Source organism: Aurantimonas sp. (assembly GCF_964217435.1).
In the GTDB taxonomy this organism is placed as follows: Bacteria; Pseudomonadota; Alphaproteobacteria; order Rhizobiales; family Rhizobiaceae; genus Aurantimonas; species Aurantimonas coralicida.
The window spans coordinates 13438-29114 of record NZ_CAXPJM010000016.1; the positions used below are offsets into that span (position 1 = coordinate 13438).

The 15677-nt window shown below is 68.0% G+C and carries 14 protein-coding genes, 1 tRNA gene and 1 pseudogene; 7 read left to right on the forward strand and 9 right to left on the reverse strand.

The genetic code is table 11. From position 1 onward, the window contains the following. Positions 1-214 precede the first annotated feature (214 nt). The gene (locus ACEQX1_RS07970) at positions 215-1138 is read left to right on the forward strand and encodes an acetamidase/formamidase family protein (RefSeq protein ID WP_370193050.1); all 924 of its coding nucleotides are present in this window, start codon (positions 215-217) and stop codon (positions 1136-1138) included. Between the two features lie 121 nt (positions 1139-1259). Then, positions 1260-2690 (forward strand): phospholipase D-like domain-containing protein, encoded by a 1431-nt coding sequence (locus ACEQX1_RS07975; RefSeq protein WP_370193048.1) that lies wholly within the window; start codon positions 1260-1262, stop codon positions 2688-2690. A 73-nt stretch (positions 2691-2763) separates the two neighbouring features. Here ACEQX1_RS07975 and ACEQX1_RS07980 read toward each other — a convergent pair whose 3' ends face one another. The 4 genes from ACEQX1_RS07980 to ACEQX1_RS07995 all read right to left on the reverse strand — a co-directional run bounded on the left by ACEQX1_RS07980 (position 2764) and on the right by ACEQX1_RS07995 (position 7895). Then, positions 2764-4398, reverse strand: a complete 1635-nt coding sequence (locus ACEQX1_RS07980; RefSeq protein WP_370196698.1) for an MBL fold metallo-hydrolase — start codon at positions 4396-4398, stop codon at positions 2764-2766. Positions 4399-4546: 148 nt separating this feature from the next. Further along, the gene (gene trxC / locus ACEQX1_RS07985) at positions 4547-4993 is read right to left on the reverse strand and encodes a thioredoxin TrxC (RefSeq protein ID WP_370193044.1); all 447 of its coding nucleotides are present in this window, start codon (positions 4991-4993) and stop codon (positions 4547-4549) included. 28 nt (positions 4994-5021) lie between these two features. Beyond that, complete coding sequence (gene ppsA, locus ACEQX1_RS07990) at positions 5022-7439, reverse strand: phosphoenolpyruvate synthase (RefSeq protein WP_370196699.1); 2418 nt, start codon at positions 7437-7439, stop codon at positions 5022-5024. Positions 7440-7523: 84 nt separating this feature from the next. Beyond that, entirely contained in the window at positions 7524-7895 is a 372-nt protein-coding gene (locus ACEQX1_RS07995) for a hypothetical protein (protein WP_370193040.1), read from the reverse strand. A 229-nt stretch (positions 7896-8124) separates the two neighbouring features. Here ACEQX1_RS07995 and ACEQX1_RS08000 point away from each other — a divergent pair, with 229 nt between their 5' ends. Continuing rightward, the gene (locus ACEQX1_RS08000) at positions 8125-8559 is read left to right on the forward strand and encodes a potassium channel family protein (protein ID WP_228240597.1); all 435 of its coding nucleotides are present in this window, start codon (positions 8125-8127) and stop codon (positions 8557-8559) included. Between the two features lie 33 nt (positions 8560-8592). Here the strand turns inward: ACEQX1_RS08000 and ACEQX1_RS08005 are convergent, their stop codons facing one another. Continuing rightward, on the reverse strand, positions 8593-9267 hold the full coding sequence (locus tag ACEQX1_RS08005) for a hypothetical protein (protein ID WP_370193038.1): 675 nt from the start codon (positions 9265-9267) through the stop codon (positions 8593-8595). A 224-nt stretch (positions 9268-9491) separates the two neighbouring features. Here ACEQX1_RS08005 and ACEQX1_RS08010 point away from each other — a divergent pair, with 224 nt between their 5' ends. The 4 genes and pseudogenes from ACEQX1_RS08010 (at position 9492) to ACEQX1_RS08025 (ending at position 13792) form a co-directional block, all read left to right on the forward strand. After that, positions 9492-10202: an ABC transporter ATP-binding protein gene (locus ACEQX1_RS08010; RefSeq protein ID WP_370193036.1), complete on the forward strand. Its 711-nt coding sequence runs from the start codon at positions 9492-9494 to the stop codon at positions 10200-10202. Continuing rightward, entirely contained in the window at positions 10199-12571 is a 2373-nt protein-coding gene (locus ACEQX1_RS08015) for an FtsX-like permease family protein (RefSeq protein WP_370196700.1), read from the forward strand. The genes ACEQX1_RS08010 and ACEQX1_RS08015 overlap by 4 nt, the downstream gene beginning before the upstream one ends. Before the next feature lie 234 nt (positions 12572-12805). Further along, positions 12806-12934 (forward strand): annotated as a pseudogene (locus tag ACEQX1_RS08020) (RND transporter); the annotation flags it as partial. A gap of 231 nt (positions 12935-13165) precedes the next feature. Then, positions 13166-13792: an efflux RND transporter periplasmic adaptor subunit gene (locus ACEQX1_RS08025; protein ID WP_370196706.1), complete on the forward strand. Its 627-nt coding sequence runs from the start codon at positions 13166-13168 to the stop codon at positions 13790-13792. A 96-nt stretch (positions 13793-13888) separates the two neighbouring features. Here the strand turns inward: ACEQX1_RS08025 and ACEQX1_RS08030 are convergent, their stop codons facing one another. The 4 genes from ACEQX1_RS08030 to ACEQX1_RS08045 all read right to left on the reverse strand — a co-directional run bounded on the left by ACEQX1_RS08030 (position 13889) and on the right by ACEQX1_RS08045 (position 15648). Further along, positions 13889-14122 carry a hypothetical protein gene (locus ACEQX1_RS08030; RefSeq protein ID WP_187391027.1) on the reverse strand — a complete coding sequence of 78 codons (234 nt, stop codon included), beginning with the start codon at positions 14120-14122 and terminating at the stop codon, positions 13889-13891. A gap of 278 nt (positions 14123-14400) precedes the next feature. Continuing rightward, positions 14401-14477: transfer RNA gene (locus ACEQX1_RS08035), tRNA-Pro, on the reverse strand. 156 nt (positions 14478-14633) lie between these two features. Further along, entirely contained in the window at positions 14634-15254 is a 621-nt protein-coding gene (locus ACEQX1_RS08040; RefSeq protein ID WP_370193032.1) for a MerR family transcriptional regulator, read from the reverse strand. A gap of 25 nt (positions 15255-15279) precedes the next feature. Next, on the reverse strand, positions 15280-15648 hold the full coding sequence (locus tag ACEQX1_RS08045) for an integration host factor subunit alpha (protein ID WP_024351413.1): 369 nt from the start codon (positions 15646-15648) through the stop codon (positions 15280-15282). Positions 15649-15677 lie beyond the last annotated feature (29 nt).

Sequence of the window (15677 nt, forward strand, 5' to 3'; positions counted from 1 at the left end):
GGCTCGGCCGCGACGGGGCCGTCATTCACCCGACCATAGCCCGACGCCGCACGAGCACCCTTGACCTCGCGCAAATCCGCCAAGACCCGGCGGGCCGATCGCGGAGACGGGACGGGATTTCGCGGCGCGCCGCCGTTTTGTCGCCGGGCGGCATTGGCCGCCCCCCGTCCCCGCGGCTATAGGCAGAGGGAACGCGAATGACCGGAGTTGTCCCGTGGCCGAACATCGTTTCCAGCCGACACGCTTCCACAACACGCTGGGCCCGCACGAGCCGGCGCTGAGCATTGCGCCGGGCGACACCGTGATCACCGACACGCTCGACGCCTGGGGCGCCGACGCCACCGGCGCCTTCGTCGGCGCGCGGCCGAACCCGATGACCGGTCCCTTCCTCGTCGAAGGCGCCGAGCCGGGCGATACGCTGCGCGTCACCATCGAGCGCATGACGCCGAACCGCGACCGCGGCTGGACCTTCTCCGTCCTGGCGCCGAACGTCGTCGATCCGCAGCGCGCCGCGCAGATGCCGGAGCGCGAGCGGGTCGAGTGGATCATCGACAAGGATGCCGGCGCCGTGCGGCTGGAGAACCCGCCGACGCGGCTACGCGACTGGGTGTTGCCGCTGGCGCCGATGATCGGCTGCTGCGGCGTCGCGCCGGCGCTCGGCCAGGCCATCTCCACCGCCACCAGCGGTCCCCATGGCGGCAACATGGACTATCGCGGCATCACGGCCGGCGTGACCCTGTCATTCCCGGTCTTCCGGCCCGGCGCCCTGTTCTTTCTCGGCGATTGCCACGCCTGCCAGGGCGATGGCGAGATCGTCGGCACCGGCATCGAGACCTCCTTCGAGGTCGCCTTCACCGTGGAGATCGACAAGGGCCGCACCATCGGCTGGCCGCGCGGCGAGGATGCGCAGGGCATCTTCACCCTCGGCAATGCCCGCCCCCTCGACCAGGCCCTGCAGCACGCCACGACGGAAATGCTGGACTGGCTGTCCCGCGACTACGCAATGGACTCGGTGACGGCGAGCCACTTCCTCGGCCAGACGGTCCGCTACGACGTCGCCAACGTCTTCAACCCGGCCTATTCCGTCGCCTGCCGGATTGCGAGAGAGGACCTCGAACGGGCCGGCGCCGCCGCGTGACCACCGGGCCGTTTCCGAAGGTTTCGGAGGATCGGCGACAAGATCGTTGCGCGACGGGCTTTCCGTGCGCGGGTCTGCTGCTAGCTTCGTTCCCGTCAACGAAACGCCACTGGAAGACTGTATGAACGCGCATGCGCTCGACGAGCAGACGGACGACTGGTTCTGGCGCCGGGAACGGGCCGACAGACTGTCGGTCATCATCGACGCCGCCGACTTCTTCAAGGCGGCCAAGGACGCCATGCTGCAGGCCCGGCATTCGATCCTCCTGATCGGCTGGGATTTCGACGCGCGGATCGACCTGGAGCCGGAAGGCAAGACGCTGGACGGCCCCAACCCCGTCGGCCCGTTCCTCACATGGCTCGGCAAGCGCCGGCCCGAGCTCGATATCCGGATCCTCAAATGGGATACCGGCATGATGTACTCGATCGGCCGCGGCGAGACGCCCCTCACCCTGCTCCGCTGGAAACTGTCCGGCCCGGTGCAGATGCGGCTCGACGGCGTGCATCCGCCGCTCTCGACACATCACATGAAACTGCTGGTCATCGACGAGGCACTGGCCTTCTGCGGCGGCATCGACATGACCACGGGGCGCTGGGACACCCGCGAACACGCCGAGGCGAGCCCGGGCCGCCTGTCGCCCCGCAAGGCGCCGCTCGGCCCCTGGCACGACGCGACGACCTGCGTCACCGGTCCGGCGGCCAAGGCGCTCTCCGATCTTGCCCGCAGCCGCTGGGCCCATGCGACGGGCAAGATGCTCGGCCCCTTCGCCGGCGACTTCGACATCTGGCCCAGCGACGTGACGGTGGATTTCGAGAATATCGACGTCTCGATCTGCCGTACGGTGCCCGAGCATCTCGAACGTCCGCAGGTAACCGAGATCGAACGCGCGACGCTGGCGGCCATCGCGACGGCCAGGCACCGCCTCTATATCGAAAGCCAGTATTTCGCCTCCCGCCGGATCGCGGAGGCGATCGCCGAACGGCTGGCCGAACCGGACGGGCCGGAGATCCTCGTGGTCAATCCCGACACGGCCGATGGCTGGCTGGAAGCCGAGTTCATGGATTCGTCACGCATCCGCATGATGCAGATCGTCCGCCAGGCCGACCACAACGACCGCTTCCGGCTGGTCTATCCGGTGAACGCCGCCGGCACGCCGATCTACGTCCATGCCAAGATCATGATCGCCGACGTCCGCCTGTTGAAGATCGGTTCCGCCAATCTCAACAACCGGTCCATGGGCTACGACAGTGAGTGCGACCTCGTCATCGAATCCGAGGACGATCCCGCGGTCGCGAAGCGGATCGCCCATATCCGGGACGATCTTCTCGCCGAGCATCTCGACCTCTCCGAGGACGCGGTTCGCGACGCGCTGGCCGACGGCGGATCGATGATCGCCCTCGTCGACAGGGTCAGCGCCACGAACGGCCGCCGCCTGGTGCCGCTGCCGATGCGCGAACTCACCCCGGACGAGGAGATGCTGGCCGAATCCAACCTCGCCGACCCGCTGCGCCCCGGCCGGCTCAAACGGACGTTCCGCAAGCTGCTCGGCTGATCACCGCCAGCGGCGGCGATCGGAGCATGCGCGCCACCCGTGCCGCAGCCCTGCCGCACGGTCGCCCTTCGGTTCAATCGGCCTCGCTCATGGCTCGGCGCAGCTTTCGGATCATCACGCCCCGCGCCTTGTCGCCGGCCGCGTTCTCCAGCCGCTCGTTGATGTCGAGAAGCAGGCGGGACACCTCGTTGTGCCAGTCCAGATGGCCCGGCTGGTCCGGATCGATACGGGAGGCGGGTTCCGAGGATACCGGAACGGCCGACCGCGCCGTCAGCCTGAACGCCGCGTCAAGTTGCGGGATGACGATGCGCTCCTGGGCGACCACGCCCGTGAGCCGCGCTTTCAGTGCGTCGATGGCCTCCACCTCGCCATGGACGAGAAACACGCCGGCCGCCACCGGGCAGCGCTCGGAGAGCCATTCCCGCAATTCCGGCCCGTCGGCATGGCCCGAATAGAGATCGATCGCCCGGATCTTGGCCCGCACGATCACCTCGTCGCCCTGAATGCGGACCGTCGACGCCCCGTCCCGCAGGATGCGGCCGAGCGTTCCCTGGGCCTGGAAGCCGACGAACAGCACCGTCGCCTGCGGCCGCCACAGCCAGTTGCGCAGCCGATGGCGGATCCGCCCCGCCTCGCACATGCCGCTGGCGGCGATGACGATGTGAAAGCCCTTCAGCCGGTCGAGCGCCTTGCTCTCCTCGGCGGATTCGGTGAAGCGGATATTCGGCGATGTCAGCGCCCGCGACAGGATCTCGCCATGATCCAGTTCCCTGGCATGCCGGGCGAAGACGCCGGTGGCGCGGGTGGCCAGCGGCGAGTCGATGATGATCGGCACCGCCGGCAGATCGCCGCTCTCGATCAGGATCTGCAGGTCGACGAGCAGTTCCTGGGTCCGCTCCACCGCAAAGGACGGAATCAGCAGCGCCCCGTCCGGGTCCAGCGCGGCCTCCACCGCCTCGCGCAATAGCCGGCGGCGATCCGCCTCGCTCGCCCCCTCCCGGTCGCGATCGCCATAGGTGCTCTCGCAGATGACGTAGTCGAAGCCGGAGGGCGCCGATGGATCGGCCTGCAGCAGCTTGTGCTCCGGTCCGATGTCGCCGGAAAACAGCAGGCGCCGCGGACGCTCACCGGGCGCCGGACATTCGAGCTCGATGGAGGCCGAGCCGAGCAGGTGCCCGGCGTTCCAGTAGCGCGCCCTTATGCCGCCGGCGACGGTGAACCAGTCGCCCAGCGCCACGGGCGCGAACTGCTTCAGGCAGTTCACCACATCGGCGCCGTCGTAGATCGGCACGACCGTGCGCCGGCCCCGGCGCTTGTTGCGCCGGTTCAGATGCGCGACCTCGGTGTCCTGGATGTAGGCGGAATCGGGCAGCATCACTGTGCACAGATCCTCGGTCGCGCGGCTCGCGAAGATCGGACCGGCAAAACCCGCCTTCGTCAGCTTGGGAAGCAGTCCGGAATGGTCGATATGGGCGTGGGTCAGGAGCACCGCGTCGATGCCCTTCGGATCGAAGGGAAAGTCGCGATAGTTCAGTTCCTTTTCGGCCTTCGAGCCCTGGAACAGACCGCAGTCGATCAGTATCCGCCTGCCGTCCGCCTCGAGCTCGTAGCAGGAGCCGGTGACGGCACGCGCCGCACCGTGAAAGCGCAGGACGGGCTCGGCGAGCGTGTCGCGTCCTTCTGTCTGCAGTGCCGGATGGTCGTCCACGGGCGTCTCCTCAGGCTCGGGGTCCGGGATGGAAGGGAACGGCGGCAGGGCCCGGGCGGAGGACGCCGAAGACGGATGCTGCCGCTCGGCCTCCTATAGTTCTCGCTCCGGGGACGACGGCCCCGGGTGCGACAGGCGCGTTCCGTCGTCAGGCGCTTGCCGACAGCAAGTGGTCCCGGACCCATTGCACGATCTGCCCCGTTCCCATGGCGCCGGAGGTCCGCGCCACCTCCCGCCCCTTGGCGAACAGGATCATCGTCGGGATGCCGCGGATCGACAGGCGGGAAGCGGCCGCCTGCTCGGCGTCGGAATTGAGCTTGATCAGGCGGACATGCGGTTCGAGTTCCGCGGTTGCCGCCGCATAGGCCGGCGCCATGGACAGGCACGGGCCGCACCAGGGCGCCCAGACATCCACCAGAACCGGAATCGTGCTGCGGGAGACCTGACGATTGAAGACCGCCGCGTCGACATCTTCGGGATGACCGGCAAACAGCTTCGATTTGCATTTCCCGCATCTGGCGGCGAGCGCCGGCCGGTCCGGCGCGATACGGTTGATGCCGCCGCATCTGGCGCAGACGACGAGGTTATCGCTCATGGCATCAGCCTTCGAAATTGTTGCCCGGTCATGATAGCGCAGCCTCCGCCGGACGCGAGGCTACCCCCTCGCCGGCCTCTGCGCGTGCGACATGCTGCTTCACGGCGACGAAGCTGTCCGGCGTGACGGAGATCGAATCGATGCCGCATTCGACGAGGAAGGCCGCGAAGGCCGAATTGTCGCTGGGCGCCTGGCCGCAGAGGCCGACCTTGGCGCCGGCCCGGTGCGCCTCGCCGATCACGTGGCGGATCATCCATTTCACCGCCGGGTTCTCCTCGTCGAAGGAGGCGGCGAGAAGGTCCGAATCCCGGTCGATGCCCAGCGTCAGCTGGGTCAGGTCGTTGGAGCCGATCGAGAAGCCGTCGAACCTTGTGGCGAACTCGCCTGCCAGGATCACGTTGGCGGGAATCTCGCACATCACATAGACCTGCAATCCGTTCTCGCAGCGCACCAGCCCGTTCTCGGCCATCACCGCGAGCACGCGATCGGCTTCCTCAAGCGTGCGGCAGAATGGGATCATGACGATGACGCCGGTAAAGCCCATCTCCTCGCGCAGCTTGCGGATCGCCCGGCATTCCAGCGCGAAGCCCTCGCGGTACTGGGGCGAATCGTATCGCGAGGCACCGCGGAAGCCGAGCATAGGGTTCTCCTCCTCGGGCTCGAAGGCCCGGCCGCCGAGGAGATGGGCATATTCGTTGGTCTTGAAGTCGCTCATCCGCACAATGCAGGGCTTCGGATGGACGGTCGCGGCGATGCGGGCGAGCCCCTCGGCCAGCCGGTCGACGAAGAAGGCGGGCTTATCCCCGTATCCGCGGGTGATCTCGGCGATCTCCTCCCGTTCCGCCGCGTCGGCGACGCGCTCGGGATGGACCAGCGCCATCGGGTGGATCTTGATGGCGTTGTTGATGACGAATTCCATCCGCGCCAGCCCGACCCCGTCGGCCGGCAACCGCCACCAGCGCATCGCCGCGGCGGGATTGGCGAGGTTCAGCATGATGCGGGTCCGGGTCGGCGGGACATCGGCGAGATCGAGGACGTCGGCCGTCACCTCGGCCTCGCCCTCATAGACAAAGCCGACCTCGCCCTCGGCGCAGGAGACCGTCACCTCCTGCTCGTCATGCAGGATCTGCGTGGCATTGCCCGTGCCGACGATCGCCGGCAGGCCGAGTTCGCGGCTGACGATGGCGGCATGCGAGGTGCGTCCGCCATGGTCGGTGACGATCGCTGCGGCGCGCTTCATGATCGGCACCCAGTCCGGATCGGTGATCTCCGTGACCAGCACCGATCCGTCGACGAAGCGTGCGATCTCGCTGGCATCCCTGATCACGCAGACCGGGCCCGAGACGGCGGCCTCCCCGATCGACAGGCCGGCGCAGAGCTCGCGGCCATGCGCGCCGACATGGTAGCGCTTCACCGCGCCGATTTCGCGCCGCGACTGCACCGTCTCGGGCCGCGCCTGGACGATGAACAGCGCGCCGTCGCGGCCGTCCTTGGCCCATTCCATGTCCATCGGGCAGCCGTAATGGGCCTCGATGATCACCGCCCAGCGGGCCAGCGCCAGAATGTCGGCGTCATCCAGCACGAACTGCCGACGCTCGAAGAGCGACGTCGCGACGTTCTTGACCGGCCGGTCTCCGCTCCTCGCGTAGACCATCTTCTCGTCCTTGGCCCCGAGCGCCCGGTGGATGATCGGCGTCAGCGCCGGATCGTCGAGAAAGGGCTTGAACACCTGATACTCGTCCGGATCGACGGCGCCCTGCACGACATTCTCGCCGAGCCCCCAGGCGGCATTGATCAGCACGACGTTGTCGCAGCCGGTGTCGGTGTCGAGCGAGAACATCACCCCCGACCCGCAGAGATCGGACCGCACCATCCGCTGCACCCCGACGGACAGGGCCACCTTGAAATGGTCGAAGCCCTTGGCCTCGCGATAGGCGATCGCCCGGTCGGTGAACAGCGAGGCGTAGCAGCGACGACAGGCGTCCAGCACGGCGGACGGGCCGGACACGTTGAGGAAGGTTTCCTGCTGCCCGGCGAAGCTGGCGTCCGGCAAGTCTTCTGCCGTCGCGCTGGAGCGGACGGCCACGTCGACATCCTCGATGGACGAACGCCGCGACAGCTCGCGATAGGCTTCGCCGATGGCCGCCGCCATCTCGGGGGGCCAGTCGCCGCGCACGAAGGCGGCGCGGATCGTGCTGCCGGCCTCGGCCAGGGTGATCTTGCCGGCGGCGCGTGCATCCAGCGTGTCGCGCAGGACGGCATCGAGCCCGTTGGCCGTCACGAAGCGGCGGTAGGCGTCCGCGGTCGTGGCAAATCCCGGCGGCACCGCCACGCCGGCCGGGGCCAGCGCACGCACCATTTCGCCGAGCGAGGCATTCTTGCCGCCGACCCGCGCCACGTCACCGCGCCCGGTCGATTCGAACCAGAGGATTTCCCTGTCGGGCATGTTCCGTCTCCTTCGATGTCCGGACGGATGGCCGCGAACCATCGTTCAAGCCGCGTCAAAAATGCTGCGCGAGGGCGCGTGCGATCAGCGGTAACCGGCCTTGAACCCGGCAATCGCCTTCAAGGTCGCGGTGGCAATCGCCATGGCCGGGGTGTTGCCGCGGGCCGCCGCCACGGTCTGATCGTCGTGGTGGCCTTCGCCCTCCCGCAGCACACAGTGCCAGTGCCCGCCAGGACCCGTGCCGCCCCGCAGGATGATGCTCCAGCCCGGAAGGGTCTTCGCGACCATCGCCAGAGCCCCGTCGGCGGACGCCAGGGCGAGGTCGGCGTCCACGGCGCTCTCGACTGACGACGCATGCTCATGAAGGGCCGTGCGAAGCTCGGCGTCCAGCGCAGGGTCGGGGTCGGGCGCGGCCTCGCACCGCGCCAGGATTGCGTTCAGATCGGTCGTGACCATGATGGGCTCCTTCCCCGCCGGCCCCCGGGTTTCGGATCGGGGAACCGGCCGATGTCACAATGGGGGAGGATCACCCCGACGGGATTGATCTGGCGCAAGCACACGCAGCGATCGTCGCTTTACCCATGGTCCGGGATGCTGCCGTGCCGCGGCTTCTGAAAAGTGGCCGGCCCGCGCTGCATCGGCGCTGCGCGCCATCGGGCCCAATCGACGCATCGGAGAGACGCTGTTGCTGCTCAATCTCGCCATCGGCACCCTGGTGATCGCGCTCACGGTCCTCGTTCACACGCTCGGCCTCGTCGCGCTCACCCGCGCCATGGCGTGGGTGATCCGCTGGCTGAACCTGAACCGCCACGCTCTCGGGCGGTCCCTGTCGATGCTCGGGACCGTGCTCGGCCTGTTCGCCCTGCACACGATCGAGATCTGGCTCTGGGCCTTCGCCTACATGCTGCTGGGCGCCCATCAGAGCTTTGACGAGGCGCTGTATTTCTCGACCTCGACCTTCTCCACGGTCGGCTATGGCGACGTGGTGCTGCTGCCGGAATGGCGGTTGCTGGGGGCGCTGGAAGGGGTCGGCGGCTTCATCCTGATCGGCTGGTCGACCGCCTATCTCGTCGCCGCCTCGACCCGTCACGGGCCGTTCAGGATCGGCGTGCATTTCTGATGCCCCGCCGCGCCAAGATCGGCCGCGGAAGCGTCAGTGCGGCCCGCCGGCCGTTCCCGGATTGAAGGACGGCGCGTCGCTGGCCGGAAAGGATTCCTTCCCCGCCTCGTCCAAAAGGTCACCGATCCGGCGCTTCATCTCGGCGGTCTCCTTCGCTGCGACAGTCAGATCGTGGACGTGAACGTCCGTCCCGCCATTGCGCCGCATGATGTCCACGGCGCGGACCTCGTGCTCGGGATCGCGGACATGCGCCCACAGAAGCAACCCGCCATCGGCAAGCTGCTCTTCCAGGCGCCGCGAATACTGGCGCTCGATCGTCCGGTCGAGGACGCTGCCGAGCGAGCCGGCGATACAGCCGGAAACCGAAGCAGCCGCGATCGCCGCGGCAAGCGTGCCGCCGGAGGCCAGCATGGCGCCGGCCGCAGCGACGGCACCGACATAGATGAGCATCCCCGCGACCATGCCTTCGGCATCGCCGAGGCTCTCTTTCGAGACATAGGCGACGACGGGGACGGCCGGATCATCCTCCAGGTCGCGCACCGATGTGTAGCGGTGGCCGAGCTTCGCTTCGACGGCCGCGCGGCTGGCCAAAAGGCTGATCTCCGCCCGATCGAAGCCGCCGAGCAGCAGATCGTCGATCGCCGCCTGGAACTGCGTCCGGTCGTGGAAGACGCCCACGGCCTCGCGCACCTGTGTCACGTCGTTCATGGCCAATCTCCCTGGTAACGACAGCGCGGCCGGCGCGATGCAGCATTGACGCCGGATGCCTGATGCGGCGGATGTCCCGCGCGCCCGGACCGACGGCGCGCACGCCGGGCATCGTGCAGGATGGCCCCGACCGCGGCGCGCGGCCTTGATCCCGATCAACCGCAGGGTCCGGCGGATTGAGGCAGGTCAAGGTCTCCCGGCTCCGCGGATGCTCGTCTGGCCGCATGACGGACAATGCTGTCTTTGCGATGCAGGACGTCACGAAGGTCTACAGGACCGGCGGTGCGGACGTCTGGGCGCTGCGCGGCGTCAGTGCCGAGCTTGCGGCCGGCGAGGTCGTGGTCATGCTCGGCCCGTCCGGCTCCGGCAAGTCGACGCTTCTCAACATCATGGGTGGGCTCGACCGGCCGACCGACGGCCGCGTCAGCTTTCAGGGCAATGACCTCAGCGGCGCAAGCGACCGCGAACTGACGCTGTACCGGCGCAACCATGTCGGCTTCGTCTTCCAGTTCTACAATCTTGTCCCCAGCCTGACCGCCCGCGAGAACGTCGCGCTGGTCACCGAGATCGCGCGCAATCCGATGACACCGTCGCAGGCGCTGGAACTCGTCGGGCTGACCGAGCGCCGCGACCATTTCCCGGCGCAATTGTCGGGCGGCGAGCAGCAGCGCGTCGCCATCGCCCGGGCCATCGCGAAGCAGCCGGAAGTGCTGCTGTGCGACGAGCCCACCGGTGCGCTCGACTCGGCGACCGGCATCATGGTGCTGGAGGCGCTGACCGCCATCAACCGGACCCTCGGCACGACCACCGCCATCATCACCCACAATGCCGGCATCCAGGCGATCGCCCACCGCGTCTTCCAGTTCGTCGACGGGCGGATCGAGAGCACGCACCGCAACGAAACGCGCCTGGCCCCGAGCCAGGTGAGCTGGTGATCCCGGTGGGCGCGCTGGACCGCAAACTCCTGCGCGATCTCATGCGCCTCTGGGCGCAGGGCCTGGCGGTGGCGCTGGTCATGGCCTGCGGGGTGATGACGATCATCATCGCGGTCGGTGCGCACCGCTCCCTGCTCCTGACCCGCGAGGCCTATTACGAGCGCTACCGCTTCGCCCATGTCGTGGCCGAGGCGAACCGGGCGCCGCTGTCGCTCGACAAGGCGATCTCGGAGATTCCCGGCGTCGCCTCCTTCGAGATGCGGATCAGCCGCCGGGTGCTGCTCGACCTGCCGCAGATGCGCGAACCCGCCTCCGGTCAGGTGATCTCGCTCCCCGCCCATGGCGAACCCCGGGTCAATCGGCTGCTGGTGCGTCGCGGCAGGCTCCCCGAAGCCGGCCGGGCCAACGAGGTCGCCGTCAACGAGGATTTCGCCAAGGCCCACGCCTTCCGCATCGGCGACAGCTTTTCGGCGATCCTCAACGGACGCAAGGAACGGCTGCAGATCACCGGAACGGTCCTGTCGCCGGAGTTCATCTACACGATCGGGCCGGGCGACATGGTCCCCGACCCGCGCCGCTACGCCATCCTCTATATGCCCGAGGACGTGCTGGGCCCGGTGTTCGACCGCAAGGAGGCGTTCAACAATCTGGTCCTGCGGCTGATGCCCGGCGCCAGCGAGCCGGCGGTGCTGATGGCGGTGGACCGCCTGCTCGAGCCCTATGGCGGCATGGCAGCCTATGGGCGCAAGCATCAGATGTCGCACGCCTTTCTCGACGCCGAGCTGGACCAGCTCGCAGCCATGGCGCGGATCATCCCGCCGATCTTCCTGCTCGTCTCGGCCTTCCTCATCAACATCGTGCTGACGCGGCTGGTGGCCCTGGAGCGCGAACAGATCGGCCTCCTGAAGGCGCTCGGCTATTACGATCGCACGATCGCCTGGCACTACGCCAAGCTGGTGATCGCGATCTCGGCGGTCGGCGTGGCGATCGGCGCCGGCGCCGGAACCTGGCTGGGGCGCGGGCTCGCCCGCCTCTATGGCGAGTTCTTCTCCTTTCCCTTTCTGGTGTTCCAGTCGAGCCCGGACCTCTATGCCATCGCCGCCGGCATCTCGATCGCCGCGGCGCTGGCCGGGGCGATGAAGGCGATCCTGTCCGTCCTGGCGCTTGATCCCGCCGTGTCGATGCGTCCGCCGGCGCCGGCACGCTTCGGCCGGTCGCTTCTCGCCCGCCTGGGACTGTCGAACCTCTTCTCCAAGCTCACGGTGATGGCGTTCCGCCAGCTGCTGCATCAGCCGGTCCGTGCCGCGCTGACCAGCCTCGGCATGGCTCTCGGCGTCGCGCTTCTGGTCACGGCGCTGTTTGCGCGCGACTCGGTCGACTTCATGGTGGAAACGGTGTTCTGGCGAGCCGATCGGCAGCATGCGAGCCTCGCCTTCGGCGAACCGGCGCAGCCCTCCGTCATGGCGGCCGTGCGCCATCTGCCCGGCGTCGTCGCCGCCGAGCCCTATCTCAGCGTGCCGGTCATCCTCAGCAACGGCAATCGGTCACGCCGCCTCGCCATCACCGGAAAGCCGCCGGCAACCACGCTTTCCCGGGTCCTGGACGCGAGCTTCGATCCGATGGTGCTGCCATCCGACGGCGTCGTCATTTCCGAACGCGTCGCCCAGGTGCTCGGTTTGACCCAGGGCGGAACGGCGAATGTCGAGGTACTCACCGGCCGCCAGATCACGACCACCGTACGCATCAGCGCCGTCGTCCAGAGCTTTCTCGGGCTGGGCGTCTTCATGGACATCGACGCCCTGTCGCGCCTCACCGGCGAGGGACCGCGCGTCGGCGGCGCGCATCTGGCGGTCGACACGGCCGCGCTCGATGCCCTCTACGCGGCGATCAAGTCGACGCCGGCGATCGCGTCGCTCGGTCTGCAGACCCTGTCGCGCGACAAGTTTCGCGAGACGATCGACCGCAACATCTCGATCATGACGACCCTCTACCTGACGCTGGCGATCATCATCGTCTTCGGCGTGATCTACAATTCGGCACGTATCCAGCTGTCGGAACGGGCGCGGGAACTCGCCAGCCTGCGGGTGCTCGGCTTCACCCGGATGGAGGTCTCGCAGGTCCTCCTGACCGAACTCCTGCTGGTCGTCATCCTTGCGCAGCCCCTCGGCTGGGCGCTGGGGGCCGGCTTCGCGATGCTGGTGACGGACGGATTCGCCAGCGACCTCTTCCAGATCCCGCTGGTGCTGGAGCCCGCCATCTTCGCCAAGGCGAGCCTCATCGTTCTGGCGGCCGCCGCGGGCTCCGCCCTGCTGGTGCGTCGCCGGGTCGACCGCCTCGACCTGATCCGCGTCCTGAAGACGAGGGAGTAATCCATGGCACGCTGGCTGAAATACGTCCTGCTCGCGCTGGTCCTCGGCGGTCTCGCCTTCGCCGCCTACGAGGCCCTGCGCCCGAAGCCGATCCCCGTCGACATCGCCGTCGTGACCACCGGCCCTCTCACCGTCACCGTCGACGAGGAAGGCATCGCCCAGTACCGCGACGTCTACACGGTGTCGGCGCCCTATGCGGCCCGAACCGAGCGCAGCCCCCTGCATGTCGGCGACCGGCTGGTGGCCGATCGCAGCCTGATCGCCACGCTGCATCCGATCGATCCGAGCTTCATCGACATGCGTTCGGAACGCGAATTGGCCGCTGCCGTCGGCGTTGCCCGCGCGGGGATCGAACTCGCCGAGACCGACCTGACCTTCGCCGCGACGGATCTCAAACAGGCCGAATCGGAGCTGCAACGTGCCGAGAAGCTGAAGGAAACCAACATCATCTCCGATGCCGCGCTGGAGGCGGCAAGAACCGCCGTCGAACTCAAGCAGGCCGCGCTGCAGCGCGCCGAGAACCAGGTGGCGCTCCGGCAGAGTGAACTGGTAAGCGCCCAGGTGCGGTTGATCCAGCCGGACGACGCGCCCTCGGTGGGCTCCCTGTCCGACCGCTGCGTTCCCCTGCTCTCGCCGACCGACGGCGTGGTGATCTCGGTGCCGGTGGAGAGCGAGGCGGTGGTGGCGGCCGGCACTGCCCTGGCCGAGATCGGCGACCCGCGCCGGCTGGAGGTGGTCGTCGACCTTCTCTCCTCGGACGCGGTCCGGGTGCGCGAGGGGGCTACGGCGATCATTGCCGACTGGGGCGGGCCCGATCTGACGGCGAAGGTGCGCCGCATCGAGCCGACCGCCTTCACCAAGGTGTCCGCCCTGGGCATCGAGGAGCAGCGGGTGAATGTGCGGCTCGACATGGACCCGACCGACGCCGAGACGCGCCTGCCCGGCCACCGCTACCGCGTCTTCGTCAGGATCGCCCTCTGGCAGGCCGACGCCGTCCGCCGGGTGCCGCTCGGCGCGCTGTTCCGCTCCGGCGACGCGTGGAATGTATATGTGGTCGAGGACGGCCGCGCGGTCATGCGGCCGGTCGACATCGATCACCGCGACGACGCGATGGCCGAACTGCGGGACGGCTTACCGGAGGGCGCGCGGGTCATCCTGTTTCCCAGCGACAGCGTCACCGACGGGGTCAGCGTCGTGTCCCGCGATATGGATGCGCTTTGAAGGCTGACGATGCGATGCCGGGACGCCGCGGCCCCCGAGACTATGCGTCACATGAGTTTGCCGAACGGTGCTGCGCCGTCCGGCACGCCGCAACGGTCAATCGGCGGTCTGCGAGTCCTGCGGGGACACGACGACGCTGTCGGTCTGTTCGGACGTGGTCCGGGTGGAATCCGGCTCCAGCGTATCGCCGTCGGGCTGCGTCGAATAACCGATCGCTCCGACGATGAAATAACCGACCACGATGAGGAATAGACCGGCGATCAGGATCAAGAGGACCGGACGCCCCCTGCTTCCCTGCCGGGCCTCGGTCGAACTGACTTTCTTGACCATGCAGTACGTGCTCCGTTTCGTGTTCCAACTCACAGAGTCAAACAGCCCGTAGCGCGATAGGTTGCGGATCGACCGGCGAGCACATTGCCGCATGCCCATCGCAGACGGACCGGCCACGCCTCGACACAACCGCCCGCCCATGACGGACGGGCTCGCTGCAAGCGCGCCTGCACAGGCGATGGCGACGCCCTACGGGACAAGCTCAGGCGCCGCGCCGTGAACGGCACGGACAGACCGTGTCGTCTCGAAAATCATTTAGCGATGTCAGGTGGGAAAGCTGGTCGGAGCGAGAGGATTCGAACCTCCGACCCCCTGAACCCCATTCAGGTGCGCTACCAGGCTGCGCTACGCTCCGACTGCGTCACTCCTAGAGGCCGGACGCTTTCGGTGCAACAGGAAAATCGGCGCGAAAGCGCTATCGTCCGGTGTCGATCGGCTGCGCATGCGGTGGCCCGGCACGCAGCGGCGGCAAGGCGGCAGTAGTCACGCAATGGCAGCCCGTACCGGCCGGTCAGCGGACCTGGTCGAGCAGGCGCTTGCACTCGAGAAGTTCGAGAATCACGTCGTCGAGGGCGGCGATGCTTTCGGCCGGAAGCCCGATGCTGGCATCTGCGGCAGGCTCGCGATAGCGCTTCAGGAAACCGCCGCGTGGCCTGGCCGGCTCATCCGGCTCCCGCATCTCCGGTTCGGGCGCAGCCATCGGCGCCGGCGCGGCCTCGGGCGTCGGCGGTTCGGGCAGCGGTTCGGTGGCGATCAGATCGAGATCGTGCAGCGGCGGCTGGGGCGCCTCGGCCGCGGGGGCGGCGGCAGCGGGCAGTCCCGCGCGACCCGCCTGGATCTGGGCCAGCGCGGCCATGTCGCCGGTTCCTATGGCAACGACGAAGCGCGGACCGTTCTCCCTGAGGATCCGCTGCACGCCCTTGATGGTGAAACCCTTGACGTAGAGCAGGTAGCGGATGCCGCGCAGCAGCTCGACATCGTCGGGCCGATAATAGCGGCGCCCCCCGCCCCGCTTCATCGGCTTGATCTGCTGAAAACGGGTTTCCCAGAACCGCAGCACATGCTGCGGCAGGTCGAGTTCGTCGGCGACCTCGCTGATGGTCCGGAAGGCGTCGGCGCTCTTGTCGGTCATGGTCGCAATCGTCGAGCCGTTTCGGCTATTCGGCCGCCGCGTTCAGCATGGCCATGGATTCGGTCTCTTTGTCGGCGCTGCCGCCGTCCTGCCGCTGCACATGCGCCTCGACGATCCGGTCCTTGAGGACGTTGGAGGGCTTGAACACGGCAACGCGGCGCGGAAGGATCGGCACTTCTTCGCCGGTCTTCGGATTGCGGCCGATCCGCTCGTTCTTCTCGCGCACCAGGAACGACCCGAAGGACGAGATCTTCACCGATTCCCCGCTGGCGATCGTCGAGCACATCTCGTCGAGGACCATTTCCACCAGCTGCGCAGACTCGGTTCGCGACAGCCCGATCTTGCGAAAGACGGCCTCCGAAAGATCCGCTCTGGTGAGAGTTCTCTCTCCCATCAATGTCCCCTAACTTTGCCGGAAGACCG

Bases quoted from the DNA above. Each gene is read 5' to 3' on its own strand.
- ACEQX1_RS07975 (WP_370193048.1), top strand. From the start codon at position 1,260: ATGAACGCGCATGCGCTCGACGAGCAGACGGACGACTGGTTCTGGCGC.
- trxC (WP_370193044.1), bottom strand. From the start codon at position 4,993: ATGAGCGATAACCTCGTCGTCTGCGCCAGATGCGGCGGCATCAACCGT.
- ppsA (WP_370196699.1), bottom strand. From the start codon at position 7,439: ATGCCCGACAGGGAAATCCTCTGGTTCGAATCGACCGGGCGCGGTGAC.
- ACEQX1_RS07995 (WP_370193040.1), bottom strand. From the start codon at position 7,895: ATGGTCACGACCGATCTGAACGCAATCCTGGCGCGGTGCGAGGCCGCG.
- ACEQX1_RS08005 (WP_370193038.1), bottom strand. From the start codon at position 9,267: ATGAACGACGTGACACAGGTGCGCGAGGCCGTGGGCGTCTTCCACGAC.
- ACEQX1_RS08010 (WP_370193036.1), top strand. From the start codon at position 9,492: ATGACGGACAATGCTGTCTTTGCGATGCAGGACGTCACGAAGGTCTAC.
- ACEQX1_RS08030 (WP_187391027.1), bottom strand. From the start codon at position 14,122: ATGGTCAAGAAAGTCAGTTCGACCGAGGCCCGGCAGGGAAGCAGGGGG.
- ACEQX1_RS08040 (WP_370193032.1), bottom strand. From the start codon at position 15,254: ATGACCGACAAGAGCGCCGACGCCTTCCGGACCATCAGCGAGGTCGCC.
- ACEQX1_RS08045 (WP_024351413.1), bottom strand. From the start codon at position 15,648: ATGGGAGAGAGAACTCTCACCAGAGCGGATCTTTCGGAGGCCGTCTTT.